21 protein-coding genes and 3 pseudogenes are annotated in these 26,313 nt (G+C 70.6%); 20 read left to right on the top strand and 4 right to left on the bottom strand.

Annotated elements, in window-relative coordinates; genetic code table 11:
* Positions 1-4 precede the first annotated feature (4 nt).
* The 6 genes and pseudogenes from D455_RS0123000 to D455_RS31450 all read left to right on the top strand — a co-directional run bounded on the left by D455_RS0123000 (position 5) and on the right by D455_RS31450 (position 8,542).
* Positions 5-802 carry a hypothetical protein gene (locus D455_RS0123000; RefSeq protein WP_241480339.1) on the top strand — a complete coding sequence of 266 codons (798 nt, stop codon included), beginning with the start codon at positions 5-7 and terminating at the stop codon, positions 800-802.
* A 10-nt stretch (positions 803-812) separates the two neighbouring features.
* The gene (gene murJ, locus D455_RS0122995; protein WP_017573039.1) at positions 813-2,435 is read left to right on the top strand and encodes a murein biosynthesis integral membrane protein MurJ; all 1,623 of its coding nucleotides are present in this window, start codon (positions 813-815) and stop codon (positions 2,433-2,435) included.
* Complete coding sequence (locus D455_RS0122990) at positions 2,432-3,514, top strand: glycosyltransferase family 4 protein (protein WP_017573038.1); 1,083 nt, start codon at positions 2,432-2,434, stop codon at positions 3,512-3,514. Before murJ ends, D455_RS0122990 begins: the two co-directional genes overlap by 4 nt.
* Before the next feature lie 280 nt (positions 3,515-3,794).
* Positions 3,795-4,814, top strand: a complete 1,020-nt coding sequence (locus D455_RS0122985) for a TerC family protein (RefSeq protein ID WP_017573037.1) — start codon at positions 3,795-3,797, stop codon at positions 4,812-4,814.
* Between the two features lie 325 nt (positions 4,815-5,139).
* Positions 5,140-7,974: an excinuclease ABC subunit UvrA gene (gene uvrA / locus D455_RS0122980; RefSeq protein WP_017573036.1), complete on the top strand. Its 2,835-nt coding sequence runs from the start codon at positions 5,140-5,142 to the stop codon at positions 7,972-7,974.
* Positions 7,975-8,150: 176 nt separating this feature from the next.
* A pseudogene (locus D455_RS31450) lies at positions 8,151-8,542 on the top strand (Rieske (2Fe-2S) protein).
* Positions 8,543-8,901: 359 nt separating this feature from the next.
* On the opposite strand, the gene D455_RS0122970 reads toward D455_RS31450, so the two are convergent.
* The gene (locus tag D455_RS0122970; protein WP_017573034.1) at positions 8,902-9,651 is read right to left on the bottom strand and encodes an SDR family oxidoreductase; all 750 of its coding nucleotides are present in this window, start codon (positions 9,649-9,651) and stop codon (positions 8,902-8,904) included.
* 92 nt (positions 9,652-9,743) lie between these two features.
* On the opposite strand from D455_RS0122970, the gene D455_RS0122965 reads away from it, so the two are divergent.
* Positions 9,744-10,352: a TetR/AcrR family transcriptional regulator gene (locus tag D455_RS0122965; RefSeq protein ID WP_017573033.1), complete on the top strand. Its 609-nt coding sequence runs from the start codon at positions 9,744-9,746 to the stop codon at positions 10,350-10,352.
* Positions 10,353-10,541: 189 nt separating this feature from the next.
* On the opposite strand, the gene D455_RS0122960 is transcribed toward D455_RS0122965, so the two are convergent.
* Positions 10,542-11,672 (bottom strand): mechanosensitive ion channel family protein, encoded by a 1,131-nt coding sequence (locus tag D455_RS0122960; RefSeq protein WP_017573032.1) that lies wholly within the window; start codon positions 11,670-11,672, stop codon positions 10,542-10,544.
* 244 nt (positions 11,673-11,916) lie between these two features.
* On the opposite strand from D455_RS0122960, the gene uvrC reads away from it, so the two are divergent.
* From uvrC to D455_RS0122915, 9 genes are all read left to right on the top strand, one after another.
* Positions 11,917-13,944 (top strand): excinuclease ABC subunit UvrC, encoded by a 2,028-nt coding sequence (uvrC, locus tag D455_RS0122955; protein ID WP_017573031.1) that lies wholly within the window; start codon positions 11,917-11,919, stop codon positions 13,942-13,944.
* Positions 13,941-14,825, top strand: coding sequence for an RNase adapter RapZ (gene rapZ, locus D455_RS0122950; RefSeq protein WP_017573030.1), 885 nt, complete (start codon positions 13,941-13,943; stop codon positions 14,823-14,825). Before uvrC ends, rapZ begins: the two co-directional genes overlap by 4 nt.
* A gap of 100 nt (positions 14,826-14,925) precedes the next feature.
* The gene (locus D455_RS0122945) at positions 14,926-15,900 is read left to right on the top strand and encodes a gluconeogenesis factor YvcK family protein (protein ID WP_017573029.1); all 975 of its coding nucleotides are present in this window, start codon (positions 14,926-14,928) and stop codon (positions 15,898-15,900) included.
* Positions 15,901-16,305: 405 nt separating this feature from the next.
* A complete protein-coding gene (gene whiA / locus D455_RS0122940; protein WP_017573028.1) occupies positions 16,306-17,286 on the top strand; it encodes a DNA-binding protein WhiA in 981 nt (326 codons plus the stop codon).
* Between the two features lie 329 nt (positions 17,287-17,615).
* The gene (gap, locus tag D455_RS0122935; protein ID WP_017573027.1) at positions 17,616-18,620 is read left to right on the top strand and encodes a type I glyceraldehyde-3-phosphate dehydrogenase; all 1,005 of its coding nucleotides are present in this window, start codon (positions 17,616-17,618) and stop codon (positions 18,618-18,620) included.
* Between the two features lie 140 nt (positions 18,621-18,760).
* The gene (locus D455_RS0122930; RefSeq protein ID WP_017573026.1) at positions 18,761-19,945 is read left to right on the top strand and encodes a phosphoglycerate kinase; all 1,185 of its coding nucleotides are present in this window, start codon (positions 18,761-18,763) and stop codon (positions 19,943-19,945) included.
* Between the two features lie 73 nt (positions 19,946-20,018).
* The gene (gene tpiA, locus D455_RS0122925; protein WP_017573025.1) at positions 20,019-20,795 is read left to right on the top strand and encodes a triose-phosphate isomerase; all 777 of its coding nucleotides are present in this window, start codon (positions 20,019-20,021) and stop codon (positions 20,793-20,795) included.
* 275 nt (positions 20,796-21,070) lie between these two features.
* Positions 21,071-21,307, top strand: a complete 237-nt coding sequence (gene secG / locus D455_RS0122920) for a preprotein translocase subunit SecG (RefSeq protein WP_017573024.1) — start codon at positions 21,071-21,073, stop codon at positions 21,305-21,307.
* An 80-nt stretch (positions 21,308-21,387) separates the two neighbouring features.
* Positions 21,388-21,759, top strand: coding sequence for an RNA polymerase-binding protein RbpA (locus D455_RS0122915; protein ID WP_083922390.1), 372 nt, complete (start codon positions 21,388-21,390; stop codon positions 21,757-21,759).
* Between the two features lie 331 nt (positions 21,760-22,090).
* On the opposite strand, the gene D455_RS0122905 is transcribed toward D455_RS0122915, so the two are convergent.
* Entirely contained in the window at positions 22,091-22,348 is a 258-nt protein-coding gene (locus tag D455_RS0122905; RefSeq protein WP_017573021.1) for a hypothetical protein, read from the bottom strand.
* A gap of 106 nt (positions 22,349-22,454) precedes the next feature.
* Between D455_RS0122905 and D455_RS0122900 the strand changes: the two genes are divergently transcribed.
* Positions 22,455-23,138, top strand: coding sequence for a hypothetical protein (locus tag D455_RS0122900; protein WP_017573020.1), 684 nt, complete (start codon positions 22,455-22,457; stop codon positions 23,136-23,138).
* On the opposite strand, the gene D455_RS0122895 is transcribed toward D455_RS0122900, so the two are convergent.
* On the bottom strand, positions 23,130-23,891 hold the full coding sequence (locus D455_RS0122895) for an IclR family transcriptional regulator (protein ID WP_017573019.1): 762 nt from the start codon (positions 23,889-23,891) through the stop codon (positions 23,130-23,132). The two genes, D455_RS0122900 and D455_RS0122895, sit on opposite strands and share 9 nt — an antisense overlap.
* 310 nt (positions 23,892-24,201) lie before the next feature.
* On the opposite strand from D455_RS0122895, the pseudogene D455_RS31445 reads away from it, so the two are divergent.
* The 3 genes and pseudogenes from D455_RS31445 to D455_RS35580 all read left to right on the top strand — a co-directional run.
* Positions 24,202-25,310 (top strand): annotated as a pseudogene (locus D455_RS31445) (RNA-guided endonuclease InsQ/TnpB family protein).
* Between the two features lie 333 nt (positions 25,311-25,643).
* The gene (locus tag D455_RS0122885) at positions 25,644-26,045 is read left to right on the top strand and encodes a type II toxin-antitoxin system VapC family toxin (protein WP_017573016.1); all 402 of its coding nucleotides are present in this window, start codon (positions 25,644-25,646) and stop codon (positions 26,043-26,045) included.
* 104 nt (positions 26,046-26,149) lie between these two features.
* Positions 26,150-26,313, top strand: a pseudogene (locus D455_RS35580) (histidine ammonia-lyase); the annotation flags it as partial.

Raw genomic sequence — 26,313 nt, 5'->3', positions numbered from 1 at the left:
CGCCGTGGCAGTGGCCGCGCCACCGGTGGCCACCACCTCCGAGGAGGAGCCCCGCGACGTGGCCGACACCGCCGGACCGGGTGCCGTGGACCCGTGGCTGCGCACCAACTTCCGCGGTCGTGACGTGACCCTCCTCCAGGGACCCGCACTGGCCTGCGGCGTGTGTGCGGCCAGCCTGCTCGTGCCCGGCCCCGGGCCGCGCGTGCGCGCCGCCTGCGTGCTGGCCGCGGCGGGGGCCGCCGCCTTCGGCGTCCACGACGACCTGGCGGGGTCGGCCCAGGCGCGCGGCCTGCGCGGGCACCTGGGCGCGCTCGCGCGCGGCCGGGTCACCACCGGCATGGTCAAGATGGCGGGTATCGGCACCGCCGGGATCGCCGCCGCCCGGCTCCTGCGCCGCTCCCCGTGGGAGACCCTGCTGGACGGGGCGCTCATCGCCGCCAGCGCCAACCTGCTCAACCTGTTCGACCTGCGCCCCGGACGCGCGGCCAAGGTCGCCCTGATCGCCGCCGTCCCCGCGCTGGCATCGCCGGCCGCGCCGCTGGTCGGCCCCGTCGTGGGCGCCTCGGCGGCGCTGCTGCCGGGGGAACTCGCCGAGCGGTCCATGCTCGGTGACGCGGGCGCCAACGCCCTCGGCGCGGCCCTGGGCGCCGCCGCCGTGGCCGGGGCGCCCCGCCCCGTGCGCCTCGCACTGTTGGGCGGGGTGGCCGTCCTGACCCTGGCCAGCGAACGTGTCAGCTTCTCCCGCGTCATCGACCGCGTTCCGGCCCTGCGCCGCCTCGACCGCTGGGGCAGGCGCGAGTGAGACGGTCACGGTGTCCCGTACCATCCGGGGGGTGACGCGCGGGGTAGGCACGGCGGCGGCGCTCATCGCGGTGGTCACCGTGGGCGCCAGGCTGGCGGGGTTCGGGCGTACCGTGGTGTTCTCCCAGACCGTGGGCGACACCTGTCTGGGCACCGCCTACGTGACCGCCAACCAGCTGCCCGCCGTCCTGTTCGAGATCGTCATCGGCGGGGCGCTCACCGCGGTGGTCGTTCCCGTCCTGGCCTCCGCGGCCCAATGTGGCGACCGGGAGCAGGTGCGTCACACGGCCTCGGCGCTCGTCACCTGGGTGCTGCTGCTGGCGGTTCCCCTGTCGGTGTTGCTCGCCCTGGTCTCGGTTCCGGTGATGTCGCTCATGCTCGGCGCGGGTGCCGGTTGCGACCGGGGCGCCCTGCTCGCGCTCGCCGCTCGCATGCTCGTGGTCTTCGCGCCCCAGATCGTCCTCTACGGGCTGGCCTCCGTGCTCTACGGAGTCCTCCAGTCGCACCGCCGGTTCCTGGCCCCGGCCCTGGCCCCGTTGGTGTCCAGCCTCGTGGTGGTCGCCGCCTACCTGGTCTTCGTGCCGCTGGGCGCCGACCACCGCCAGGACGTGGCGGGACTGCCGCCGTCCGCCGAGCTCACCCTGTCCCTGGGCACCACCGCGGGGGCGGCCGCGCTCTTCCTCACGGTGGTGGGTCCCGCCCGGCGGTTGCGTGTGCGGCCCCGGCCGCGTCTGACCTTCCCGCCCGGGGTGGGGCGTCGGGTGCGCTCCCTGGCGGCGGCCTCCCTGCTGCCGCTGGTGGCCATGCAGGTGTGCCTGCTGCTGTCGGTGGCCCTGGCCAACTGGGGCGGCGGCGCGGGCGCGGCCGTGCTCCACACCTACGCCTGGGCCCTGTTCACCCTGCCCTACGGGGTGATCGCGGTGCCCATCGCGACCAGCGCGTTCACCGCCCTGGTGGTGGCGCACGCCGAGCACGACCACCGGGGGTTCGCCTCCCTGGTGGCGGGGAGCGCGCGTGCCTGCGTGGTGGTCACCGCGGGGGTGGGTACCGCTCTGGCCGCCGCCGCGTCCCCGGTGGCCCTGGTCTTCGCCCGACTCGATCCCCTGCCGCTGGAGCGCGCCCTGCTCGCCTACGCCCCCGGGGTGGTGGGGTTCGGTCTGGTCGCCCTGCTCAGCCGAGCGCTGTACGCCTCGCACCACGGGCGTCTGGCCGCCACCGCCCAGGTGGTGGGGTGGCTGGTGGTGATGGTGTGCGCGGTGTCGTTGGTGGGGGTGCTGCCCCGGGGGTGGACGATCGCCGGGTTGGGTGCGGCCGGAACGGTGGGTCTGACCCTGGCCGCCGCTCTGCTGTGCGCCGGGGTGGTGCGCACGCACGGGCGCGACACCCTGGCGGGGGTGGGGCGTTCGGTGGTGGCCGCGGCCCTGGGTGGTGTGGTCGGGTGGGTCCTGGGGCGCTGGGTGGCCGTGTCCCTGCACGCCGACGGCGTGTGGCAGGCGGTGGTGGTGGCCGCGGCGGCCGGGACGGTGGGGCTGGTGGCCTACGCGGCGGTCGCGGCGGTGGTGGACCGATCGGCGGTGCGTGCGGTCGCCGACCGGGCCAGGAGCGTACTCGAACGCAGGAGGGAGAAGCGTTGAACGCCAGGATCGCGCTGGTCATCGGCACCAGTAGTGGAGGGGTGGGCCGCCACGTGCGCTCGCTGGGCGCGGGTCTGCTCGCGCGTGGCCACCGGGTCGCGGTGCTCGGCCCGGCCTCCGCCGAACGCGAGTTCGGCTTCACCTCGGTGGGGCTGCGGTTCTCCCCGGTCCGTGTCGGCGCGGCGCCCTCCCTGACCGATCCGGGCGCCGTGCTGCGGTTGCGGTCCCTGGTGCGGGGGGCGGACGTGGTCCACGCGCACGGGTTGCGGGCCGGAGCCCTGTGCGCGCTGGCCGGCGCCTCCCCGTTGGTGGTGACCGCGCACAACGCGCCTCCGCTGGTCCGGGGGCCGTTGGCGGTGGCCTACCCGGTGTTGGAGCGGGTCGTGGCGCACCGCGCGGACGTGGTGCTGGGTGTGTCCGGTGACCTGGTGCGCAGGTTGCGGGGGCTGGGGGCCGGGGACGCCCGGTTGGCGGTGGTGGCCGCGCCCGAGACCGGTCCGCCCCTGAACGGCCGTGCGGCCACCCGGGACGACCTGGCGGTGCGGCCGGAGCGGCCGTTGCTGTTGACCGTCGCCCGTCTGGCCGAGCAGAAGGGGCTGGACATGCTGTTGGACGCGGCGCCCGCCATCGCCGACCGCAGGCCCGAGCCGGTGGTGGCGATCGCCGGTGACGGGCCCCTGTGGGGGCGGTTGCACGACACGGCCGCGGAGATGCGCGCGGACGTGCGCATGCTGGGGCACCGTACGGACGTGGCCGACCTGTTGGCCGCGGCGGACGTGTTCTGCCTGACCAGCCAGTGGGAGGGGCCGTCCCTGGTGATCATGGAGGCGCTGCGGGCGGGGCTGCCGGTGGTCTCCACCCGGGTCGGCGGGATCCCGGACCTGTACGCGGGGACGGTGCTGATGGTGCCTCCGGGGGATCCGGTGGCGTTCGCCGCCGCGGTGGGCCGGGTACTGGACGATCCGGTGCTGGCCGAGGACCTGCGGGCGCGTTCGCGCGAGGCGGCCAAGGCGCTGCCGACCGAGGAGGACGCGGTGGAGGCGGCGTCGGGGGTCTACAAATCCGTACTCCGATGGTGAGGGCAATACCACCTTCGGCGGAACTTCCGTCGAGGTGTCTTCGTTGGCATCGTGGGCAGGGGAACCGTGTCGTCACAGGGGGGTCACCCACTGTGTGGAACCGGTATCCTGGCCTGGTACGTGAGGGGAGTATCCCTGTCGCGGCGGTATCGTCATCACGGAGGACAGTGTGGTCCGCCCGGTGCCGTCGGCTCACTGTGTCTCGTGAGCGGGAGAGACCTCCGGCGTTTCGACGTGCGTGCACACCGCCCGCACGCACCGACCGGAGGAGATTTCGCCCGTGAACGTTCCGTTGTGGCTGTGGGCCGTCACCATCGGCGCCATGGTCGCCATCCTGGTGATCGACCTGATCATCGTCGACCACCCGTGGAGTAAGACCAAGGGCCCCCAGGAGTTCGGCATGAAGCAGGCCGCCTGGTGGGCGGCCTTCTACATCGGCATCGCGATCCTGTTCGGGTTCGGTGTCTGGTACTTCGGCGGCGGGGGCGCCGGTGCCGAGTACTTCGCCGGGTTCGTCACCGAGAAGAGCCTGAGCATCGACAACCTCTTCGTGTTCTACCTTCTGATGAGCTCCTTCGCGGTGCCCAAGAAGTACCAGCACGAGGTCCTGCTCGTCGGCATCGTCATCGCGCTGGTCATGCGCGGTATCTTCATCGTCCTGGGCGCCCAGGTGATCAACGCCTGGAGCGAGGTCTTCTACCTCTTCGGCGCCTTCCTCATCTACACCGGGTACAAGATCGTCCGCGACCACGTGAAGGGCGACGACGAGGACAAGGACTACACCCAGTCCCCGGTGGTGCGCATGGTCAGACGTTTCTGGCCGGTGACCGACGACTACCACGGTTCCAAGCTCACCGTGAAGCTCGACGGCAGGCGTCACGTCACGCCGATGCTGCTGGTCATCGTGGCGATCGGCATGATCGACCTGGTCTTCGCCGTCGACTCGATCCCGGCCATCTTCGGCCTGACCCAGGACGCCTACATCGTCTTCACCGCCAACGCCTTCGCCCTGCTGGGGCTGCGTCAGCTGTACTTCCTCCTGGCGGGCCTGATGGACCGCCTGGCCTACATCAGCTGGGGCCTGTCGGCGATCATGGTCTTCATCGGCGCGAAGATGATCCTGCACGCCCTGCACGAGAACGGCGTGCACGTGCCCGAGGTCGGTATCGGCCTGTCGCTGACCGTCATCATCGGCATCATGGCGATCACCATCGTCGGCAGCCTGATCAAGTCCAGGTCCGAGGAGCGGAAGAAGCCGGAGCTGGAGAAGGAGAGGGACCCCTCGGAGAACCGCTCCTGATCCCGGTCGGGTCGAACCGCTCCTTCCGGGACGTTCCTCGGAACGGCCAAAATCGAACAGTCGTTCGTCTATAGTGGTGGCACCTCGGCGCTCCGGCGCCGGGGTGCCACCTCTTTCGTGAGGTGGAAGAAACCGTCGTCGGCGGTCGTTAGTCTGGACGGGCGGGGGACGCGCGGCCCGGCCCATCCTCCAGCGGCCCGCCCCGGAGCCCAGGTGGCCTCCGGCGGCTCCTCGACCGCCGCACCGCGAAGTTCCACACGGATCAACCGACGTCACGCGACGGGGTCCACGTCCTGTGCGTCAAAGCCGAAGGATGTCTCACTCGATGGTCGAACAACTGGTAGTCCGGGGAGCGCGGGAGCACAACCTCAAGGACGTCTCCCTGGACCTGCCACGCGACTCCATGATCGTGTTCACCGGCCTGTCCGGCTCGGGCAAGTCGTCGCTGGCCTTCGACACGGTCTTCGCCGAGGGGCAACGCCGCTACGTCGAGTCCCTGTCGGCCTACGCCCGCCAGTTCCTGGGGCAGATGGACAAGCCCGACGTGGACTTCATCGAGGGCCTGTCCCCGGCGGTGTCCATCGACCAGAAGTCCACCAGCCGCAACCCCCGTTCGACCGTCGGCACCATCACCGAGGTCTACGACTACCTGCGCCTGCTGTGGGCGCGCATCGGCGTCCCGCACTGCCCCGAGTGCCACCGCGAGATCGCCCGGCAGAGCCCCCAGCAGATCGTCGACCGGGTCCTGGAGATGGAGGAGGGCACCCGCTTCCAGGTGCTCGCCCCCGTCGTGCGCGGACGCAAGGGCGAGTACGTCGAACTCTTCAAGGACCTCCAGTCCAAGGGCTTCACCCGCGCGGTCGTGGACGGGCGGGCCGTGCGCCTGGACGAGGCGCCCAAGCTGGGCCGCTACGACAAGCACGACATCGCCGTGGTCGTGGACCGGCTCGCCGTCAAACCCGCCTCGCGCGGGCGTCTCACCGACTCCGTCGAGACCGCCCTGAAACTGGCGGGCGGCACCATCGTCCTGGACTTCGTGGACGTCGAGCCGGGCGACCCCGAGCGCGAGAAGGTCTTCTCCGAGCACCTGTACTGCCCCTACGACGACCTGTCCTTCGAACAGCTCGAACCGCGCTCCTTCTCCTTCAACGCCCCCTACGGCGCCTGCCCCGACTGCTCGGGCCTGGGCACCCGCATGGAGGTCGACCCCGAGCTGCTGGTCCCCGACCCGGAGCGGACCCTGGCCGAGGGCGCCATCGGGCCCTGGTCGGGCGGCCCCAACAGCGGCTACTGGGAGCGCATCCTCAAGGCCGTGGGGGAGGCCGTGGGCTTCGACCTGGACACCCCCTGGGAGAGGCTGCCGCGCCGCGCCCGCAAGGCACTGCTGGAGGGGCACGACACCCAGGTCCACGTCAGCTACCGCAACAGGTACGGGCGCCACCGCTCCTACTACACCGAGTTCGAGGGCGTCATCCCCTGGGTCCGGCGCCGCCACTCCGAGACCGAGAGCGACTACGGGCGCGAACGGCTGGAGGGGTACATGCGCACGGTGCCCTGCCCCTCCTGTGAGGGCACCCGCCTCAAGCCGGTGGTGCTGGCCGTGACCGTGGGCGGTCGCTCCATCGCCGACGTCGCCCGGATGCCGCTCAGTGAGAGCGCGGCCTTCCTCGCCGACCTCACCCTCTCCGAGCGCGACGCGGTCATCGCCGCCCAGGTGCTCAAGGAGATCAACGCCCGGATGGGCTTCCTGCTCGACGTGGGCCTGGACTACCTGAGTCTGGCCCGCTCCTCCGGGTCGCTCTCGGGCGGCGAGGCCCAGCGCATCCGTCTGGCCACCCAGATCGGTTCCGGTCTGGTGGGCGTGCTCTACGTGCTGGACGAGCCCTCCATCGGCCTGCACCAGCGCGACAACGCCCGCCTGTTGGAGACCCTCCAGCGGTTGCGCGACATCGGCAACACGCTCATCGTCGTCGAGCACGACGAGGACACCATCCGCGCCGCCGACTGGGTGGTCGACATCGGCCCCGGCGCGGGCGAGCACGGCGGGCACGTCGTGGTCTCGGGGATCGTGGACGAGCTGCTCACCTCGCCGGAGTCGCTGACCGGTGACTACCTGGCCGGACGGCGCGCCATCGCGGTGCCCGCCACCCGCCGTCCCCTCTCCCGGGGGCACGAACTGGTGGTCCGGGGCGCCCGGGAGAACAACCTGGAGGGGATCGACGTCACCTTCCCCCTGGGCGTGTTCACCGCGGTCACCGGCGTGTCCGGCTCGGGCAAGTCCACCCTGGTCAACGAGATCCTGTACAAGGCGCTGGCCAAGGAGCTCAACGGGGCGCGCGACGTGCCCGGACGCCACCTGCGGGTCAACGGCACGAACAAGGTCGACAAGGTCGTGCACGTGGACCAGAGCCCCATCGGGCGGACCCCGCGCTCCAACCCGGCCACCTACTCCGGGGTCTTCGACCACGTCCGCAAGCTGTTCGCGCAGACCACCGACGCCAAGACCCGCGGATACCAGCCGGGCCGGTTCTCCTTCAACGTCAAGGGGGGCCGCTGCGAGGCCTGCTCCGGTGACGGCACGCTCAGGATCGAGATGCAGTTCCTGCCCGACGTCTACGTGCCCTGCGAGGTGTGCCACGGCGCCCGGTACAACCGGGAGACCCTCCAGGTCCGCTACAAGGGCAAGAACATCTCCGAGGTGCTCGACATGCCGATCTCGGAGGCCCTGGAGTTCTTCGAGCCGATCAACGCCATCCGTCGCCACCTCCAGACCCTGGAGGACGTCGGCCTGGGCTACGTACGGCTGGGGCAGCCCGCCACCACGCTCTCCGGCGGCGAGGCGCAGCGGGTCAAGCTCGCCTCCGAGTTGCAGCGCCGCTCCACGGGGCGGACGGTGTACGTGCTGGACGAGCCCACGACCGGTCTGCACTTCGAGGACATCCGCAAGCTGCTGGGCGTGCTCGACCGGCTGACCGACAGCGGCAACACGGTGATCGTCATCGAGCACAACCTCGACGTCATCAAGACCGCCGACCACGTCATCGACATGGGGCCGGAGGGCGGCTCCGGCGGCGGCACCGTGGTCGCGCAGGGAACCCCGGAGGAGGTCGCCGCGGTGGCCGAGTCCTACACCGGGCGGTTCCTGGCCAAGGTGCTGTAGCGGCCGGCGGGTCCCGGTCGTCCGGGGCCCGCCCCCGTGTCCGCCGTGGGACGGGGTTTTCCGGACCACCCCGCGAACGGGGCACCCCACCATGCCTACTACATTGTGTAGTGGATATTTCGGCGCAGGTGAGGGAGCGTTTCGTCGTGGCCGGTAAGAGGACGTGTGGGTGCGGCATGAGCAGGCGCCGACTGCTCNGGGAGCGGCCGCGGCCGTCACCGCCGCGAGTGCCTGTGCCGGTGAGGAGCCCAAGCCCCAGGAGGTCCGGTACGGCCAGGTGGTCGGGCAGACCACCGACGTCCCCGTGGGGGCCGGGGCGGTCTTCAGCGACAGCAAGCTGGTCGTCACCCAGCCGCAGGAGGGTGAGTACCTGGCGTTCGCCGCCTCGTGCACGCACGCGGGGTGCACGGTCCAGGAGGTGGACGAGGTCATCCGCTGCCTGTGCCACGGCAGCGAGTTCGACACCTCCACGGGGGAGCCGCTGGCCGGACCGGCGCAGGAGCCGTTGGAGGAGTTCACCGTCACCGTCGACGGCACCGACATCATCCTGGACGGGCCCGCCTCCTGAGGACGCGGGGAGTGAGCGGCCCGGGCGCCCACGGGGTTCCGGAGGGGCCGGGGCGGAACGGCGGGGTGCCGCGGTCGTAGCCCCTCGTGCGAGTGCGGTGGCGTACTCCTCGCCAACACCCCCACGCCCGGGCACGGGGGCCGCGCTTCCTGGCGGGCCCGGACGCGAACCGGGCCCGCCCCCGGACGGACCCACCCCGGGATGTGTCGGCGACGACGACGTCGTGCCCGTCCACGGTCGGCGCTGTCACCGGGCCGCCTTCGCGCTGCTGTGGCCCTGGTCTTCGCTCGCCCCGGCCGGTCCGAGCGAGTCCGGCCGGGTGGGCGCCGCCGTCCTCGTCGTGCGTACGGCCACGGAACTCAGATCTGGTTCAGGCCGCCGTCGACGTACAGGTTCGATCCGGTGACGAAGCTGCTCTGCTCGGAGGCGAGGAAGGCCACGGCGGCCGCGATCTCCTCCGGGCGTCCGAGCCGGCCCAGCGGCACGTTCGTCGCCAGTTGCCGCTTGAAGCCGGTGACCTGTTCCTGGGCGGGCGCGAGCCCCGACAGACCGGGGGTGTCGGTCGGGCCGGGGGAGATGGTGTTGACCCGGATGCCGCGTTCCCTGAGTTCGTTGGCCCAGGTCCGGGAGAACGATCGGGTGGCGGCCTTGGTCGCCGCGTACACGCCGAACGCCTCCGCGCCGACGTCCGCGTTGGTGGAGCCGTTCAGGATCACCGAGGCGCCGTCGTTGAACAGCGGCAGTGCCTTCTGAACGGTGAACAGCGTGCCCCGGACGTTGATGTCGAAGAGGGCGTCGAAGTGCTCTTCGGTGATCTGCGCGAGTGGCGCGAACTCGGCGACGGAGGCGTTCGCGAACAGGACGTCCAGGCCGTGTCCCCGGTCGCGGATCGTCTCGTAGAGGCGGTCCAGGTCAGCCAGGTTCGAGATGTCGCTGACCACCGGGGTGGCCGCTGGACCGATCACTTCGGCGGCCGCGTCGAGTTCGGTCTCGCGCCGCCCGGTGATGAACACGTGCGCGCCCTCGGCCGCCAGTCGTACGGCACTCGCCAGGCCGATGCCGGTGCCGCCGCCGGTGACCAGAGCGGTCCTGCCCTCAAGTAGTCCCACGTGAACAACCCTCTCGATTTCTGTATCGGTCGATGCAGAAGTCGACGATAGCACTTCTGTAGCGAACGGTACAGAAGGGGTAGGGTGGGGGGATGAGGACCAAGCAGAGGGGCCCGATCGGCCGACCGCGGGGATTCGACACCGATGAGGCTCTCGAACGCGCCATGCTGGTGTTCTGGGAGCACGGCTACGAGGGGGCCAGCCTGGCCAACCTGACCGACGCGATGGGCATCTCCACGACCAGCATGTACGCGGCCTTCGGCAACAAGGAGGAGCTGTTCCGCAAGGCCCTGGAGCGCTACACCGAGGGCCCGAGCGCGTACCTGGTCCGGGCCCTGGAGGAGCCGACCGCTCTCGGCGTCGCCACCGCGATCCTGTCCGGTACCGTCCGCACCACCACACGCCCGGCCCACCCCCACGGGTGCCTGGGCGTCCAGGGCGCCCTGACCGCCAGTGACTCCGGGCGTGGAGCCCGTGACCTTCTCGTCGCCTGGCGTAACGACGGCTGCTCCCGCGTACGAGAGCGGTTCCAGCGAGCCGTCGACGACGGCGACCTGCCCCCGCGGACCGATCCGGGACTACTGGCCCGCTACGTCACCACCCTGGCGTTCGGTATCGCCGTGCAGGCCGCGAGCGGTGTCAGCCGCGACGAACTCCAGGAGACGGCCGACGCCGCCCTACGCAACTGGCCGCTCTCCTGAGGACCCTGCGGCCCGCCAGCGGGGCGGAAGCGCCTCGTCACCACGCCGTCGCCAGGACCGGAGGGCCACGCCGGAGTCCGGACCGGTCCTCCCCGGAGGCCCCGGAGGAACTCCGCCCTCCCCGAGACACGACACGGCGCCCGGAGCGCATCGCTCCGGGCGCCGTCGTGTGCACGGTCCAGGTCCGGCTCAGGCCTCGCCGGGGTCGCCCCCGGGAGGGCCGCTGACGCCGCTCGGCTCGTGCCGGAACGCCGAGTCGGGGAACTGGGAGGCGTAGGCGTCCTCGTCGTCGGAGTCCACGAACTGGGCGCGGTGGCGCGGCAGGGACTCGGGGTAGTTCTCGGCCAGCCAGGTGATGAGGTGTTCGCGGATCTCGCAGGCGATGTCCCACTGGTGGCCGGTGTCGGCGGCGGTGGCCACGACCCGCACCAGCACCTCGCCGGTGGGGGCGATGTCCACGACCTGGCAGGACCAGCTGCGTCCGTCCCAGTGGTCGCTGGCGGTGATCAGACGCCCGGTCTCCTCGCGCAACTCCTTGATCGGCACCTCCCAGTCCAGCGGGAACACCACCTTGGCGGTGATCGCCGTGCCCTGCTTGGTCCAGTTCTCGAAGCTGGTCGTGGTGAAGTTGGCCACCGGGACCACGAGGCGGCGCTCGTCCCAGATCTTGATGGTGACGTTGACCAGGCTGAGTTCCTCGACGCGGCCCCACTCGCCCTCGACCACGACCACGTCGCCGATGCGCAGGGCGTCGCTGAAGGCCAGCTGGAGACCGGCGAAGAGGTTGGCCAGCGTGGACTGGGCGGCCACACCGGCGACGATGCCGATGATGCCCGCGGAGGCCAGCAGCCCGGCGCCGAGTGCGCGAACCTCGTCGAAGGTGAACAGGATGGCGGCGACCGCCAGGGTCACGATGACCGAGGTGATCACCCGACGCAGGAGCCGGACCTGGGTCTGGATGCGCCTGGCCTTGCGGTCGGCATCGCCGTTGGCCACCGACAGGCGCGCCAGGACCATGTCCGTGACGGCGTAGGCCAGGCTGATGCCCAGACCCGTCAGCGTCGCGATCATGAGGATGCTCATGGCGTGGTCGATGACCTGGTACGTGCCCCAGTCCACGTCGTCGGAGCTGGGCAGTGCCAGGTTCGCGCCGAGCACTCCGGCGGCGCCGTAGCTGGTGAGGGCCGTACGCGCGACCACGTACCGGGACACCCGCCAGACCCTGTTCAGCTTGTGCTTGAGCACCCAGCGCACGGCGAAGACCAGCAGTAGCGCGACGGTGACGGCGACGCCGATCGCGATCCATTGCCGAAGGTCCACGGCAAGGGCCTCCCTTGTCGTCGATATCGGGAAGTTCCGATGTTCCTGTGTACCCGCCCAACTTAGAGCATAGGGATACCTAATCGTGACGTTTATCTTGCGGAGGGAGGGAGCGCGGGCGTGGGCAGGGCTGTGGAAACGGTGTGCTGGTGGAGGGAGGGTTCACCGGGTGTGAGGTGCGACACCCTCGGGGTGTGCGGGGCTCGGTTGGCCGGATGTCCGCACCCCCTACCACAATGGGGGTATGGCTGCGACTCCTCACCTGCGTCCCGCGCCCGGATCCATCCCCACCGACCCGGGCGTCTACCGGTTCCGGGACGCGTCGGGCCGCGTCATCTACGTGGGCAAGGCCAAGAACCTGCGGTCCCGGCTGTCCTCCTACTTCCGCGACTTCGCCGGACTGCACCCGCGCACCCAGCAGATGGTCTCCACCGCCGCCGACGTCGACTGGACGATCGTGGGCACCGAGGTGGAGGCCCTCCAGCTGGAGTACTCCTGGATCAAGCAGTACGACCCCCGGTTCAACGTCAAGTACCGGGACGACAAGAGCTACCCCTACCTGGCGGTCACCCTGAACGAGGAGTTCCCCCGGGTGCAGGTCATGCGCGGCGCCAAGCGCAGGGGGGTGCGCTACTTCGGCCCCTACTCGCACGCCTGGGCCATCCGCGAGACCGTGGACCTGCTGCTGCGGGTCTTCCCCGTGCGCACCTGTTCTCCGGGTGTGTTCCGCGACGCCCGCAACAGCGGACGCCCCTGCCTGCTCGGCTACATCGGCAAGTGCGTGGCCCCCTGCGTCGGCAAGGCCTCACCGGAGGACCACCGGGCCCTGGCCGAGGACTTCTGCTCCTTCCTGGCGGGTGACACCGGACGGTTCATCCGCGAACTGGAGGGGCGCATGCGGGAGGCCGCCCAGGAGATGGAGTACGAGCGGGCCGCCCGCGTCCGCGACGACATCGAGGCCCTGCGCGCCGCACTGGAGAAGCAGGCCGTGGTCCTGCCCGACTCCACCGACTGCGACGTCATCGCCATGGTCGACGACCAGCTGGAGGCGGCCGTCCAGATCTTCCACGTGCGCGGCGGGCGCATCCGCGGCCGGCGCGGCTACGTGGTGGACAAGGTCGACGGCGGTGGTCCGGCCGAGCTGATGAGTACCTTCCTGGGGCAGCTCTACGGTCCGGCCGAGGGGGAGGACGAGAGCGCGGGCACCGGCACCGCCGTTCCCCGCGAGGTCCTGGTCTCCCACGAGCCCGCCGACTCCGCGGCCATGGCCGCCTGGTTGTCGGAGCACCGCGGGTCGGCCGTGGACCTGCGGGTGCCCCAGCGGGGCGACAAGAAGTCCCTCATGGAGACGGTCGACAAGAACGCCCGTGAGGCGCTGGCGCGCCACAAGACCCACCGCGCCGGGGACCTGAGCACCCGCAGCCGCGCCCTCCAGGAGATCCAGGAGGCCCTGGACCTGGCCGAGGCGCCGCTGCGCATCGAGTGCTTCGACATCTCCAACCTCCAGGGCGAGCACGTGGTGGCGTCCATGGTCGTCTTCGAGGACGGTCTGGCCCGCAAGTCCGAGTACCGCCGCTTCTCCATCCGGGGCAGCGGTGAGGGCGGCCGGGAACAGCACGACGTCGCGGCCATGTACGAGGTCGTCCACCGCCGCTTCCGCCGCTACCTGGAGGAGAACGCCAGGAGCGGCGAGGTCGCCCGGATGGGGGAGACGGGTGACCACGGTGGTCACCAGACCGACGACGAGCCGTCACCCGGCAGGTTCGCCTATCCGCCTAACCTGGTGGTGGTGGACGGTGCCCGTCCCCAGGCCGAGGCGGCGCGCCGCGCCCTGGACGAGCTCGGTATCGAGGACGTCGCCGTGTGCGGCCTGGCCAAGCGCCTGGAGGAGGTGTGGTTGCCCGGTGACGAGGACCCGGTGATCCTGCCCCGCACGGGGGAGGGGCTCTACCTGTTCCAACGGGTCCGCGACGAGGCCCACCGCTTCGCCATCCAGTACCACCGACACAAGCGCGCCAAGGCGCTCACCGGCAGCAGCCTGGACGAGCTGCCCGGACTCGGGCCTTCGCGCAGGGCGGCCCTGATCAAGGAGTTCGGTTCGGTGAGACGACTGGCCGCGGCCACGGCCGAGGAGATCGCCACGGTGCCCGGTATCGGCCCCAAACTGGCCGAGGCCGTGCACGCGCACCTGTCCGGCGGTGCCGCCGGACAGGCCGGGGAGGGCGACGGGGTACCAGCACAGCACACCACTGACGGGGGAGGAGACGCATGACGGTCGAACTGGGTGGGGAGTTGCCGCCCGAGGTGGTCATCGTGACCGGCATGTCCGGCGCGGGACGCAGTACGGCGGCCAGGGCCCTGGAGGACCTGGACTGGTTCGTGGTGGACAACCTTCCACCCGGGCTGCTGCCGACCATGATCGAACTGGCCGGGCGCACGCACGGAGCGGTGCCGCGGGTGGCGGTGGTCGTCGACGTGCGTTCGCTGGCCTTCACCGAGGACCTGCTGTCCACGGTGGAGGAGCTGCGCAAGCGTGACATCACCGCGCGCGTGCTCTACCTGGAGGCCAGCGACGAGGCCCTCGTCCGCCGCTTCGAGGGGGTGCGCAGGCCCCATCCCCTCCAGGGAGACGGCCGTCTGACCGACGGCATCGACCGCGAGCGCGAGACCCTGCGCGCGGTGCGCGGCGAGGCCGACCTGGTCATCGACACCTCCCAGCTCAACGTGCACCAGCTCAAGGCCCGGGTGATCGGCTTCTTCGGGGAGAGCGACGAGGCGCGTCCCCGTGCCAACGTGGTCTCCTTCGGGTTCAAGCACGGCCTGCCGGTGGACGCCGACCTGGTGCTGGACTGCCGCTTCCTGCCCAACCCCCACTGGGTGCCCGAGCTGCGGCCGATGAACGGCCGCGACGACGCGGTGCGCGACTACGTCCTGGCCCAGGACGGGGCCAAGGAGATGCTGGAGACCTACGCCGAGGTCCTCAAGCTGACCATCGACGGCTACCAGCGCGAGGGCAAGCACTACATGACCCTCGCGGTGGGGTGCACGGGGGGCAAGCACCGTAGCGTGGCCATGGCCGAGCAGTTCGCCGACCGCCTGCGCGGCCAGGGTGTGGACGTGCACGTGGTCCACCGGGACGTCGGACGCGAGTGACGGGGAGGCGGCCCGCCCGCCGTCCTGCCCACGGTGCACCGTTCTCGGTGGTACCGTCCGATTCGTCCGGTGGACATGGGACGAGGGGCAGACCACAGCCATGGCGAACAGCACAGCACCCGACGGGGACGGGCGGCGCCCGCCGCGGGTGGTCGCGTTGGGGGGCGGGCACGGACTGCACGCCTCCCTGTCGGCCCTGCGCAGGGTGACCACCGACGTGACGGCCATCGTCACGGTGGCCGACGACGGCGGTTCCAGCGGTCGGCTCCGCGAGGAGCTGGGCGTGCTGCCCCCCGGGGACCTGCGCATGGCGCTGGCCGCGCTGTGCGGCGACGACGAGTGGGGGCACACCTGGAGCCAGGTGATCCAGCACCGGTTCCGTTCCGAGGGCGACCTGCACGGCCACGCGGTCGGCAACCTGTTGATCGTGGCCCTGTGGGAGCTGCTCGGCGACTCCGTGGCGGGTCTGGACTGGGTGGGCCAGCTCCTGGGCGCGCACGGCCGGGTGCTGCCGATGTCGTCGGTACCGCTGGACATCGCCGCGGAGGTGGCGGGGATCGACCCGGAGCGGCCCGAGGTGCTGACCACGGTGCGCGGCCAGGTGGCGTGCGCCAGTACCAACGGCAAGGTGCGCTCCATCTCCCTGATCCCGGAGTCCCCTCCCGCCAGCCCGCAGGCGGTCAAGGCGGTGCGAGAGGCCGACTGGGTGGTGTTCGGACCCGGATCGTGGTTCACCAGTGTGCTGCCGCACCTGCTGGTCCCGGAGTTGGCGCACGCCCTGGTCACCACCCGTGCCCGGCGCGTGGTGACGCTGAACCTGTCCCCGCAGCGGGGGGAGACCGACGACTTCCGTCCCGAGACCTACCTGGAGGTGCTGCGCGAACACGCACCCGGGCTGGGAGTGGACGTGGTGCTCGCCGACCGGGGGACCGTGGAGGAGGTCGAACCCCTGACCAAGGTGGTCGGTGAGCTGGGCGGGTGCCTGGAACTGGCGTACCTGTCCCGTGACGACGGCACACCGCGCCACGACCCCGACCGGCTCGCCGCGGCACTGGAACGGATCCTGGACACCTGAGGGGACCCGCGGCGTTCCCTGGTGGACCGGCCGTGGCCGCGCGGTGTGGCCGAACAGTCACCCGAGGACGTGTCCCGGGCGGGGGAGGCCGCGCGAGGGACCGTACCCGGCCGTAGGCCGCCGGTGACACCGCGCACGAACACGCCGCCGTTCTGCGCGACCGCCCGCGTCAGGCGTTGTCCTCGCAGCTCGGGGGCGATTGGCCACACATCGGTACGAAGGCCCACAGGGGCGTCGTTCGCCCGCGCGGCGGATGGGCGACACGCCGTGCGGGGGTCGGCAGTGAGCGCCCCGTGACGTAGTCTGCCTCGAAGAAAGCCGCTCGTGGCGCGTCCGCGGCGGGGTGCATGCCGGTACCGGGCGCGCGGTGCCGGGTCGGGCTGTTTGACGGGGAGGACCTCAGCGATGGCGATGACCGGCGTGGTGAAGGATGAGTTGAGCCGTCTGGCCATTCTCAAGCCATGCTGCCGCAAGGCGGAGGTGTCCACCATCCTGCGGTTCACCGGTGGCCTGCACCTGGTGGGCGGGCGGATCGTGATCGAGGCCGAACTCGACACGGGCGCCGCCGCGCGCCGTCTGCGCAAGGACATCTCCGAGGTCTTCGGCCACGAGTCCGAGGTGGTCGTGCTCTCCCCGAGCGGCCTGCGCAAGGGCAACCGGTACGTGGTGCGGGTGATCAAGGACGGCGAGTCCCTGGCCCGGCAGACGGGACTGGTGGACAACAACGGTCGTCCGGTGCGCGGTCTGCCCCGGCACGTGGTCGCGGGCGGGGCCTGCGACGCCGAGTCGGCGTGGCGGGGCGCGTTCATCGCGCACGGCTCCCTGACCGAGCCCGGCCGTTCGATGTCGCTGGAGGTGACCTGCCCCGGTCCGGAGGCCGCGCTGGCCCTGGTGGGTGCGGCGCGCCGCCTGAAGGTGCACGCCAAGGCGCGCGAGGTGCGCGGTGTGGACCGGGTGGTGGTGCGCGACGGCGACTCCATCGGTGCGCTGTTGACCCTGTTGGGCGCGCACCAGAGTGTGCTGGCGTGGGAGGAACGGCGCATGCGCCGTGAGGTGCGCGCGACCGCCAACCGCCTGGCCAACTTCGACGACGCGAACCTGCGGCGCAGTGCGCGGGCGGCGGTGGCCGCGGGCGCCCGCGTGGAGCGGGCCCTGGAGATCCTGGGCGAGGACGCGCCCAAGCACCTGGTGGCCGCGGGCCAGCTGCGCCTGGCGCACAAGCAGGCGTCGCTGGAGGAGCTGGGTCAGCTGTCCGTCCCGCCGCTGACCAAGGACGCCATCGCCGGGCGTATCCGCAGGCTGCTGGCGATGGCCGACAAGCGCGCGAGCGACCTGGGCATCGAGGGCACCGAGGCCAACCTCACCCCCGACATGCTGGTTCCCTGAACCGGGGCGCCGCGCCGTGCGGGGCCGGACTCCGCCGTAACACCGATGTTCGGCTTTGTTAACTGCGCAAACTCGTGGATAACTTCGGAAAATGGTATAGACCTCTCCGGCTCGCAGTGCCAGGATGGTCGCGAATCCGCAAGGGTCCGGGGCGCCCGGCCGTGGCCCAGCAACGGCTCCCCGCCGGTGCTCCGCTAGGCTCTTCGTGAACACCCGGTGTGCGTTGACCCTGCTCACGGCAACCGTCCGGTCCACCCCGGAACACGGTGTTCGGGGCGGGGGTAATGCCCGGGTGGAAATGATGTGCGATATATGAGGAGACTGGTTCCGTGACCATCCGTGTAGGCGTCAACGGCTTCGGTCGGATCGGCCGCAATTTCTGGCGCGCGGTCGCCGCTGGTGGCAGCGACATCGAAATCGTCGCGGTCAACGACCTCACCGACACCAAGACGCTCGCGCACCTGCTCAAGTACGACACCGTGCTCGGCACCCTCGAGGGTGACGTCGAGGTCGGCGACGACTTCATCCGGGTGGGCGACAAGAGCATCAAGGTGCTGGCCCAGCGCGACCCCGCCCAGCTGCCCTGGTCGGACCTGAACGTGGACGTCGTCATCGAGTCCACCGGCATCTTCACCAAGGCCGAGGACGCCAAGAAGCACATCGAGGCGGGCGCCAAGAAGGTCATCATCTCCGCCCCGGCCAAGGGCGAGGACCTGACCGTCGTCATGGGCGTCAACGACGACAAGTACGACGCGGCCAACCACCACGTCCTCTCCAACGCCTCCTGCACCACCAACTGCGTGGCGCCCATGGCGAAGGTCCTCATGGACAGCTTCGGCATCCAGCAGGGCCTGATGACCACGGTGCACGCCTACACCAACGACCAGGTCATCCTGGACTTCCCGCACAAGGACCTGCGCCGCGCCCGCGCCGCCGCGCAGAACATCATCCCGACCACCACCGGTGCCGCCAAGGCCACCGCCCTGGTCATCCCCGAGCTCCAGGGCAAGCTGGACGGCATGGCCATGCGCGTGCCCGTGCCGGACGGCTCCGTGACCGACCTGGTCGTCACCCTGGAGCGCGAGGTCACCAAGGACGAGGTCAACGCCGCGTTCAAGGCCGCCGCCGAGGGGCCGCTCAAGGACGTGCTCGTCTACACCGAGGACCCGATCGTCTCCTCCGACATCGTCGGCACCTCGCCCTCGTGCACCTTCGACTCCAGCCTGACCATGGCCTTCGGCAACCAGGTCAAGATCGTCGGCTGGTACGACAACGAGTGGGGCTACTCCAACCGCCTGGTCGACCTGGCCAAGCTGGTCGGCACCGGCCTGTAGCGTCCACGGTCCTCATGGCCAGCGGCGCGTGAGACGGCACCCCTTCGCCCGCAGTGCGCGCGGAGGGGTGCCGTCGTGCGCGCCCCTCCCGGTTCCACCGCCCGGGACCGCCCAACCCCACATTCCAAGAGGAGACCAGCATGCGGACGATCGACGACCTCGACGTCTCCGGCAAGCGCGTGTTCGTCCGAGCCGACCTGAACGTGCCCCTGGACGGCGACCGGATCACCGACGACGGGCGCATCCGCGCGGCCGTGCCGACCATCTCCGCGCTCCGCGAGCGCGGCGCCCGCGTCATCGTCGCCGCCCACCTGGGGCGCCCCAAGGGCGCTCCCGAGCCCCGCTACTCCCTGCGTCCCGTGGCCGCCCGCCTGGGCGAACTGCTCGGTACCGAGGTGGCCTTCGCCACCGACACCGCGGGCGAGTCGGCCCGCGCCACCTCCGAGGCCCTCACGGACGGCCAGGTGGCGCTGCTGGAGAACGTGCGCTTCGAGCCCGGTGAGACCAGCAAGGACGACGCCGAGCGCGGAGAGCTGGCCGACCGCTTCGCCCAGCTCGCCGACCTGTACGTGGGCGACGCCTTCGGCGCCGTGCACCGCAAGCACGCCAGCGTCTACGACCTGCCCGGCAAGCTGCCGCACGCCGTCGGCGGCCTGGTGCTGACCGAGGTCGAGGTGCTCAGGAAGCTCACCAGCGACCCCCAGCGCCCCTACGCCGTGGTCCTGGGCGGTTCCAAGGTCTCCGACAAGCTCGGTGTCATCGACAACCTCCTGGGCACCGCGGACCGCCTGCTCATCGGCGGCGGTATGGTCTTCACCTTCCTCAAGGCCCAGGGCTACGAGGTCGGCTCCAGCCTGCTGGAGACCGACCAGCTCGACACCGTCAGGGGCTACCTGGAGCGCGCGAAGCGCGAGGGCGTGGAGATCGTCCTGCCGGTGGACGTGGTGGCCGCCGAGAAGTTCGCCGCCGACGCCGCGCACGACGTGGCCGACGTCGACGCCATCCCGGCCGACCGGATGGGTCTGGACATCGGTCCGCGCAGTCAGGCGCTCTTCGCCGAGAAGCTGGCCGACACCAGGACCGTGTTCTGGAACGGCCCGATGGGCGTGTTCGAGATGGAGCCCTACGCGGGCGGCACCCGCGCGCTGGCGAAGGCCCTGATCGACTCCGGCGCCTTCACGGTGGTCGGCGGCGGCGACTCCGCCGCGGCCGTGCGCGCGCTCGGCTTCGACGAGTCGGCCTTCGGCCACATCTCGACCGGCGGCGGTGCCAGCCTGGAGTACCTGGAGGGCAAGGACCTGCCCGGTATCGACGCCCTCAGGTAGGCGGAACCCGCCCCGGGGCCCGCCTCCCGTCGTTCCCCCGAACCATCAGCACATCGTGTAAGGAAGTACCGACATGGCCCAGCGCCTGCCGCTCATCGCGGGCAACTGGAAGATGAACAACAACCACCTGGAGGCCATCGCGCTCGTCCAGAAGCTGGCGTTCGCGCTGAACGACAAGGACTACGAGAACGCCGAGGTCGTCGTCCTGCCGCCGTTCACCGACCTGCGCAGCGTCCAGACGCTGGTCGACGGCGACAAGCTCCGGATCGGCTACGGCGCCCAGGACATCTCCGCCCACGACAAGGGCGCCTACACCGGCGAGGTCTCCGGCGCCATGCTGGCCAAGCTGGACTGCTCCTACGTGCTGGTGGGCCACTCCGAGCGCCGCGAGTACCACCAGGAGGACGACGCCCTGGTCAACGCCAAGGTCAAGGCCGCCTTCAAGAACGACATCGTGCCGCTCCTGTGCGTCGGCGAGGGCCTGGAGGTCCGCAAGGCGGGCCAGCAGGTCGAGCACGTCCTGGCCCAGCTGGACGGCGCCCTCAAGGAGATCCCGGCCGAGCAGGCCGAGCGGATCGTCATCGCCTACGAGCCCGTGTGGGCCATCGGCACCGGTGAGGTCGCCACCCCCGAGGACGCCCAGGAGGTGTGCTCGGCCATCCGCGAGCGCCTGACCGAGCTGTACTCGTCGGAGGTCTCGGGCGCGGTGCGCGTCCTCTACGGCGGTTCGGTCAAGGGAGACAACGCCCCCGGCATCATGGCCAAGGAGGACGTCGACGGCGCCCTGGTCGGCGGTGCCTGCCTCAAGGCCGACGAGTTCACCAAGATCATCCGGTTCGGCGACCAGTAGGCGCCGGAAGGGCCCCGCCCGTCACGCTTCGATGCCCGATGGTGACGGGCGGGGTGCCCGACGGGTCGTCCTGTCGGGCTACACTTCGCTATGGGGTTCTCCGTGCCTCGCGGTTTCCCCGCCCGTGCCGCCATGGGCACGGTAAAATCCGAAATTGTCCCCGGTCTCCTCCTTCCCCGGTATCCGCCCCGGCCCGACGTCATCGCTGGCGCGGACGGGAAATGGGGATCGAGGTGTCCATCCCCCCGCTTCGGGGTCGAGTTACGGGTGAGCGTGTGATCCTCGGTCTGTCCATCTTCGTGATGCTTCTCAGCGTGCTGCTGGTCTTCCTGGTGTTCCTGCACAAGGGCAAGGGCGGTGGTCTCTCCGACATGTTCGGCGGCGGCGTCACGTCCTCGCTCGGCGGCTCGTCCGTGGTCGAGCGCAACCTCGACCGGATGACCGTCGGTGTCGGGGTCGTGTGGATCCTCGCCATCGTCGTCCTCGGCCTGCTGATCAACCGGGGAATGTAGCCCGCGACCCGCGGGACGTACCCCGTCCACAGTCCAGCTCGCCCGAGAACCGGTGAGCGAGTTCGCCGAAGGAGTTTTTCGTGGGTAGTGGCAGTGCCATCCGTGGCAGCCGTGTCGGAGCCGGCCCCATGGGCGAGGCGGAGCGGGGCGAGGCCGCCCCCCGCGTCCGGGTTCCGTTCTACTGCGCGAACCTGCACGAGGTCGTGCCCAGCTTCGCGAGCGAGGCGCTGGTCCCCGACGAGTGGGACTGCCCGCGCTGCGGTTTCCCCGCGGGCAAGGACAAGGCGAACCCCCCGTCGCCGCCGCGCACCGAGCCGTACAAGACCCACCTGGCGTACGTGAAGGAGCGCCGCAGCGAGGAGGAGGGCAAACTCATCCTCGACGAGGCCCTGGCCAAGCTGCGTGCCGACCGCGCCGCCGTGGAGGCCCACATGAAGGCCGCGCAGAACTAGCCCCCAGGCTCCCCCTCAGGCTTTCCGTGGGGCCCGTCGCGATCACGCGACGGGCCCCACGTGTGTGCGGGCCCGCTTCCTCGTCGGCGTGAGGAGAGGTCCCTCGCCCCCGCCCGGGGACCCGGGCTGGTCAGGGGCGGGTAGGCGGGCAAACATGAATGCTGAAACGAACTTCTCATTCTCGGGACTGGTGTGGTTGGTGAGAAATACAGTGAGCGCCACGCAGCAGCCCGTGTGAGGAGATGATGTCGATGTCTACGTGCCCCACCGGCGGGGACCACGACTGGATTCTCGGCGACGACCGCAAGTTCCAGTGCGCCAAGTGCGGGGCTCAGAGCGCCCGGCGGTTCTGAGCGCCGGGACCCGGCTGCACCGTTCCGCGTCCGGCCAGTCGGCCGTTCTCCGTGGCACGCCAGGTCACCGGTTCCCCCACCGTCTCGGCCACCCCCTTGGCCCAGCGCTCCAGACAGGCGAACCTGTCCGGGCCCTCCGGCAGCACGGTGCGGCCCTGGTAGGACATGCCGTCCAGGACGATGACCTCGCCGTTCACCCGAAGCTCGGTGTCGTACTCGTTCGTGTTCGGTCTCATGGAGCGGACTCTAGTGCCCTCCGGCCCCGGCCGCCTCCGCTTCGGTTCGCGTCCGCCCCGCGCGCACGGCGCACGGAGCACCCCGGGAAGTGGGGAGAATGGGGACATGGCCTCCTCCCCCGAACCACCGGACGCCCACGCCGTACCCCAAGGCGTTCCCTCGGACCTGTCCCGAACGCCCGGCAGCGTTTCGCACCTGCGCAGATACGTCAGTCTGCGTGGTCCGAACACGCGGATGTGGATGGCCGTGGCCTACTTCTCCGCCATCCTGACCGTGGGCTTCCTGGTGGTCTTCGGGTCGATGCTCTGGCACGTGCTGCGGGAGGAGAGCACGGTCGGTTCGGTGGCCCTGTGGGCCTTCGCGGGCCTGGTGATGCTCTTCGTCGGCCCGGGGAGCAACGTGGTCGTGATGCGCGGACTGCCGCAGCGCATCACCCGGCAGGGCATCAGCGCCGACAGCGACGGGATCACGGTCCTCCAGGAGCGCAAGTGGTGGTTCCCCGGCGAGGGGACGTTCATCGCCTGGCCGGAGATCCGGCGCATCCGTGAGGTGCACACCGGAGGGCGCAAACTCACCTACTTCGTCGAGTTCGTGCTGGACACCCACCGCACCGACGACGAACTGCCCTCGTGGGCCGAGACCGCGGACAGCCTCGGACTGGAGGCGGTGGACGCGCCCACGCAGTTCTACGTGCAGGTTCCCGAGGACCTCAAGGAGCAGATCCTGAGGATGGTGGAGCGTACGGCTCCGCTGCCCTCCCTCGTGGAGCGGACCCCGCCGCTACGGTGATGCGTGGCCGCCCAGCCGCCGGGTCAGTTCGGCCGCGGCGTCGCGCACCCGCCCGGCCAGGGCCCGCGGGGTGACCGGCCGCGCGCTGGGCACGGTCAGGCTGATCGCCGCCGTCGGTCGGCCGTTGTGGTCCGAGGCCGCCGCCGCCACCGACACGAAGCCCTCGGTGACCTGCCCGTTCTCGATGGACCAGCCCTGGCGTCGCTCCTCGGCCAGTACCCGGCGCAGCTCCCCGGGCGTGGCCGGTCCGTGCCCGGTGCGGCTGGTGAAGGCCGCCGCGTCCGGGTACAGGGCGCGCACCTGGGCGCGCGGCAGCCGGGCCATCATGGCCCGACCCGACGCGGTCAGGTGCGCGGGCAGGCGCACCCCCACCCCGGTGATCAGGGTCGGGGCGTGCGGCGGCTGTTCCTTGAGCAGGTACAGGGTGTCGGCCCCGTGCAGGATGCCCAGGTGGGCGGTGGCGCCGGTGGCCTCGGTGAGCTGGTGCAGCAGCGGGCGGGCCAGGCGCTCGACGCCGTCGTGGCGCAGGTAGGCCGAGCCGATCTCGAAGGCCGCCACCCCCAGCCCCCACCGGCGTTCCTCGGGAAGGTGGGTCACGAAGCCCTCCTCCGCCATGGCCTCCAGCAGCTGGTACACGCTGGAGCGGGGAACACCGAGCTCGGCGGCGATCGCCGAGGCCGAAACCGGCCCCGGGCGGGTCGCCAGGAAGCGCAGCAGCCGCAGTGCGCGGGTGGCCGCCGGTACGAGGGTCATGTCCTGATTGTCTCTCCTGACACGCTGCCCCTGAGAATCCATGAGAGCTCCCCTCTGGCGCCAGTTCCGCGATTCTTCTTGGGTAAGGAGGTCAGGTTGGCGCCATGGAGCTATTCAGCCTTGCTTTGGCGAGGAGCTCCTGGGCTTCAGCCCCGGGAGGAATCGGCGTGCGAACCGCATCGCTCCACTGGTGATGTGGGACATATTGAACTGGTGTTGCTGCTGTCTGTCACTGGTCTGCTACATGATGGTGGGCGTGTCGAAGATCGTCGTGCAGGTCAAACTCACGCCGTCGCCCGAGCAGGCGGCGGTGCTGGCCTCGACCCTGCGCGATCTCAACACCCACGCCACCTGGGTAGCCAGGTGGCTCACGAACAGGGCGTGTTCCGCAACTACGACCTGCGCCAACACACCTACCAGCAGCTGCGTGCGGCCGGAGTAGGCTCACAGGCGGCCCAGCACGTGATCAAGCGTGTGTGTGACGCCTACCGCACCCGTCGCTCCAACCTGAACAACGGCAACTACGGGAAGAAGGGTTCGGCCCGCCGGGAGCGGATCGAGTCCACACCCATCACCTTCCGCCCGGACTCCGGGCACCCCTACGACCAACGCAACCTGTCCTTCGCCCCGGATGTCCGGACGATCTCGCTGTGGACCTTCCAGGGCCGGTTGAAGGACGTACCGTTCACCGGCTCCCCCGACCAGATCAAGGCACTGGCCGGGCACAAGCGCGGCGAGGCCGACCTGCTGCGCCGCGACGGCGTCTGGTTCCTGGCCGTCACCGTCGAGGTGCCCGACGCCCCCGAGATCGAACCCGAGGGGTTTCTCGGGGTGGATCCGGGGATCGTCAACATCGCCACCACCAGCGACGGCCAGGTCATGGCCGGACGCAAGATCAACCGGTACCGCCGTCGACAACAACGGCTGCGCCAGAAGTTGCAGTCCAAGGGCACCCGGTCCGCCAAGCGCCTACTCAAAAAGCGCCGCCGCAAAGAGGCGCGGCACGCCAAGGACACCAACCACCAGATCTCCAAACGCATCGTGGCCGCGGCTGAACGCACCTCGCGCGGGATCGCCCTGGAAGACCTCACGGGTATCCGGCGGAGGGTACGGCAACGCAGGCCCCAACGGGTCACGCTGCATTCCTGGTCCTTCCACCAACTCGGGCAGTTCATCATCTACAAGGCCCGCCGCGCGGGTGTGCCGGTGGTGTTCGTCGACCCCGCCCACACCTCGCAGACCTGCGCGGAGTGTAACCACGTGGACCCCAGGAACCGGGTCGATCAAGCTACCTTCATCTGCCGGAGCTGCTGTGTCGTTGCACACGCGGACCGGAACGCTTCCCGCAACATCTCCTCACGGGGTGCTGTTGTGTGGGGTGCGGGGCGGACGTCACACGTCCCACCCGACACTCCTTGAACGGGGTCGTTGGGTCAGGCGCGGTGGGCTCCCTCGCACCCAGCGGGGTGGTCCGACTGCACGCTCGGTCGTTCACGGCTGAGAAGCTGACATCAAGGACGTTCCAGACGAGGTCAGAGAGACCCTGACCGCTGAGGCCAGGTGCTCGGGTCAGTCGCTTCAGGCCTACCTGTCGGCTCTGCTGGAACGCGAAGCGCGTTTCGTCCGCAACCGGGAGATCGTCGAGCAGACCCCCCTTCCGGGGGCCAACCTGAGCATGGACGAGATCGTCATGGCGGTGCGGGCCGCCCGTGGCGACGGGCCGTCGGATGCTCCTGGTGAGAGCGGTGCCGTGTGATCGTTGTCGACACCTCCGTACTGATCGATCTCTACCTCGGGGCGCCGGGGCGTTCCACGACCATGGCGCGACGTGTCCTGGGCGCTGACAGCGAGTGGTACGCCCCCAATCACCAGCGGGTGGAGTTCCTCAATCCCCTGCGTGGGCTGATGCTCGGAAGGAAGGTGTCGGTTGGCGATGCTGAAGCGGCACGCAAGCTCTACGGCTTGCAGGCGATCGCGCATGTGGAACCCGCCGGAGGTGTGGCGGACAGGATCTGGGAGCTCCGCTCCAGTCTCACCGCGTATGACGCGGCCTACGTCGCCGTGGCGGAGGCGTTGGACTGCGCCCTCGTCACGGGTGACGTTCGTCTGGCCTCCGCGCCGGGGCTGCGGTGCGAGGTGCGGGTGATCCGTTAGCCGGGCGGGCCCAGCACACACGCGTCCCCATAAGTCTGGTATCTCAGACGGAACCCTCGTGTCAGCCCTTCACCAGGGGCATCACGGGGGGTCAAATGGGAGACATGTCCACAGCAGTTCCCTCCGTCATCGTCGGCGGTGCTCCGCTCACCCCGGCCCAGGTCCTCGACGTCGCACGCCACGGCGCCCACGTCACCCTGTCCGAGGAGGCCCGCAAGGCCCTCCGCCACGGACGCGAACGGGTCGAGTCGCTCGCCCGCGGTGAGGT

Origin of the sequence: Nocardiopsis halotolerans DSM 44410 (assembly GCF_000341065.1) — a bacterium.
GTDB classification, from domain to species: domain Bacteria; phylum Actinomycetota; class Actinomycetes; order Streptosporangiales; family Streptosporangiaceae; genus Nocardiopsis; species Nocardiopsis halotolerans.
The sequence above is the reverse complement of the archived record's forward strand: the minus strand, read 5'-3'. Positions and strand labels throughout refer to the sequence as shown.

What these genes read in the sequence shown, in the direction of transcription:
- uvrA (WP_017573036.1), top strand. Translation starts at nt 5,140, where the DNA reads ATGGTCGAACAACTGGTAGTCCGGGGAGCGCGGGAGCACAACCTCAAG.
- D455_RS0122965 (WP_017573033.1), top strand. Translation starts at nt 9,744, where the DNA reads ATGAGGACCAAGCAGAGGGGCCCGATCGGCCGACCGCGGGGATTCGAC.
- uvrC (WP_017573031.1), top strand. Translation starts at nt 11,917, where the DNA reads ATGGCTGCGACTCCTCACCTGCGTCCCGCGCCCGGATCCATCCCCACC.
- rapZ (WP_017573030.1), top strand. Translation starts at nt 13,941, where the DNA reads ATGACGGTCGAACTGGGTGGGGAGTTGCCGCCCGAGGTGGTCATCGTG.
- D455_RS0122945 (WP_017573029.1), top strand. Translation starts at nt 14,926, where the DNA reads ATGGCGAACAGCACAGCACCCGACGGGGACGGGCGGCGCCCGCCGCGG.
- whiA (WP_017573028.1), top strand. Translation starts at nt 16,306, where the DNA reads ATGGCGATGACCGGCGTGGTGAAGGATGAGTTGAGCCGTCTGGCCATT.
- D455_RS0122930 (WP_017573026.1), top strand. Translation starts at nt 18,761, where the DNA reads ATGCGGACGATCGACGACCTCGACGTCTCCGGCAAGCGCGTGTTCGTC.
- tpiA (WP_017573025.1), top strand. Translation starts at nt 20,019, where the DNA reads ATGGCCCAGCGCCTGCCGCTCATCGCGGGCAACTGGAAGATGAACAAC.
- D455_RS0122905 (WP_017573021.1), bottom strand. Translation starts at nt 22,348, where the DNA reads ATGAGACCGAACACGAACGAGTACGACACCGAGCTTCGGGTGAACGGC.
- D455_RS0122900 (WP_017573020.1), top strand. Translation starts at nt 22,455, where the DNA reads ATGGCCTCCTCCCCCGAACCACCGGACGCCCACGCCGTACCCCAAGGC.
- D455_RS0122895 (WP_017573019.1), bottom strand. Translation starts at nt 23,891, where the DNA reads ATGACCCTCGTACCGGCGGCCACCCGCGCACTGCGGCTGCTGCGCTTC.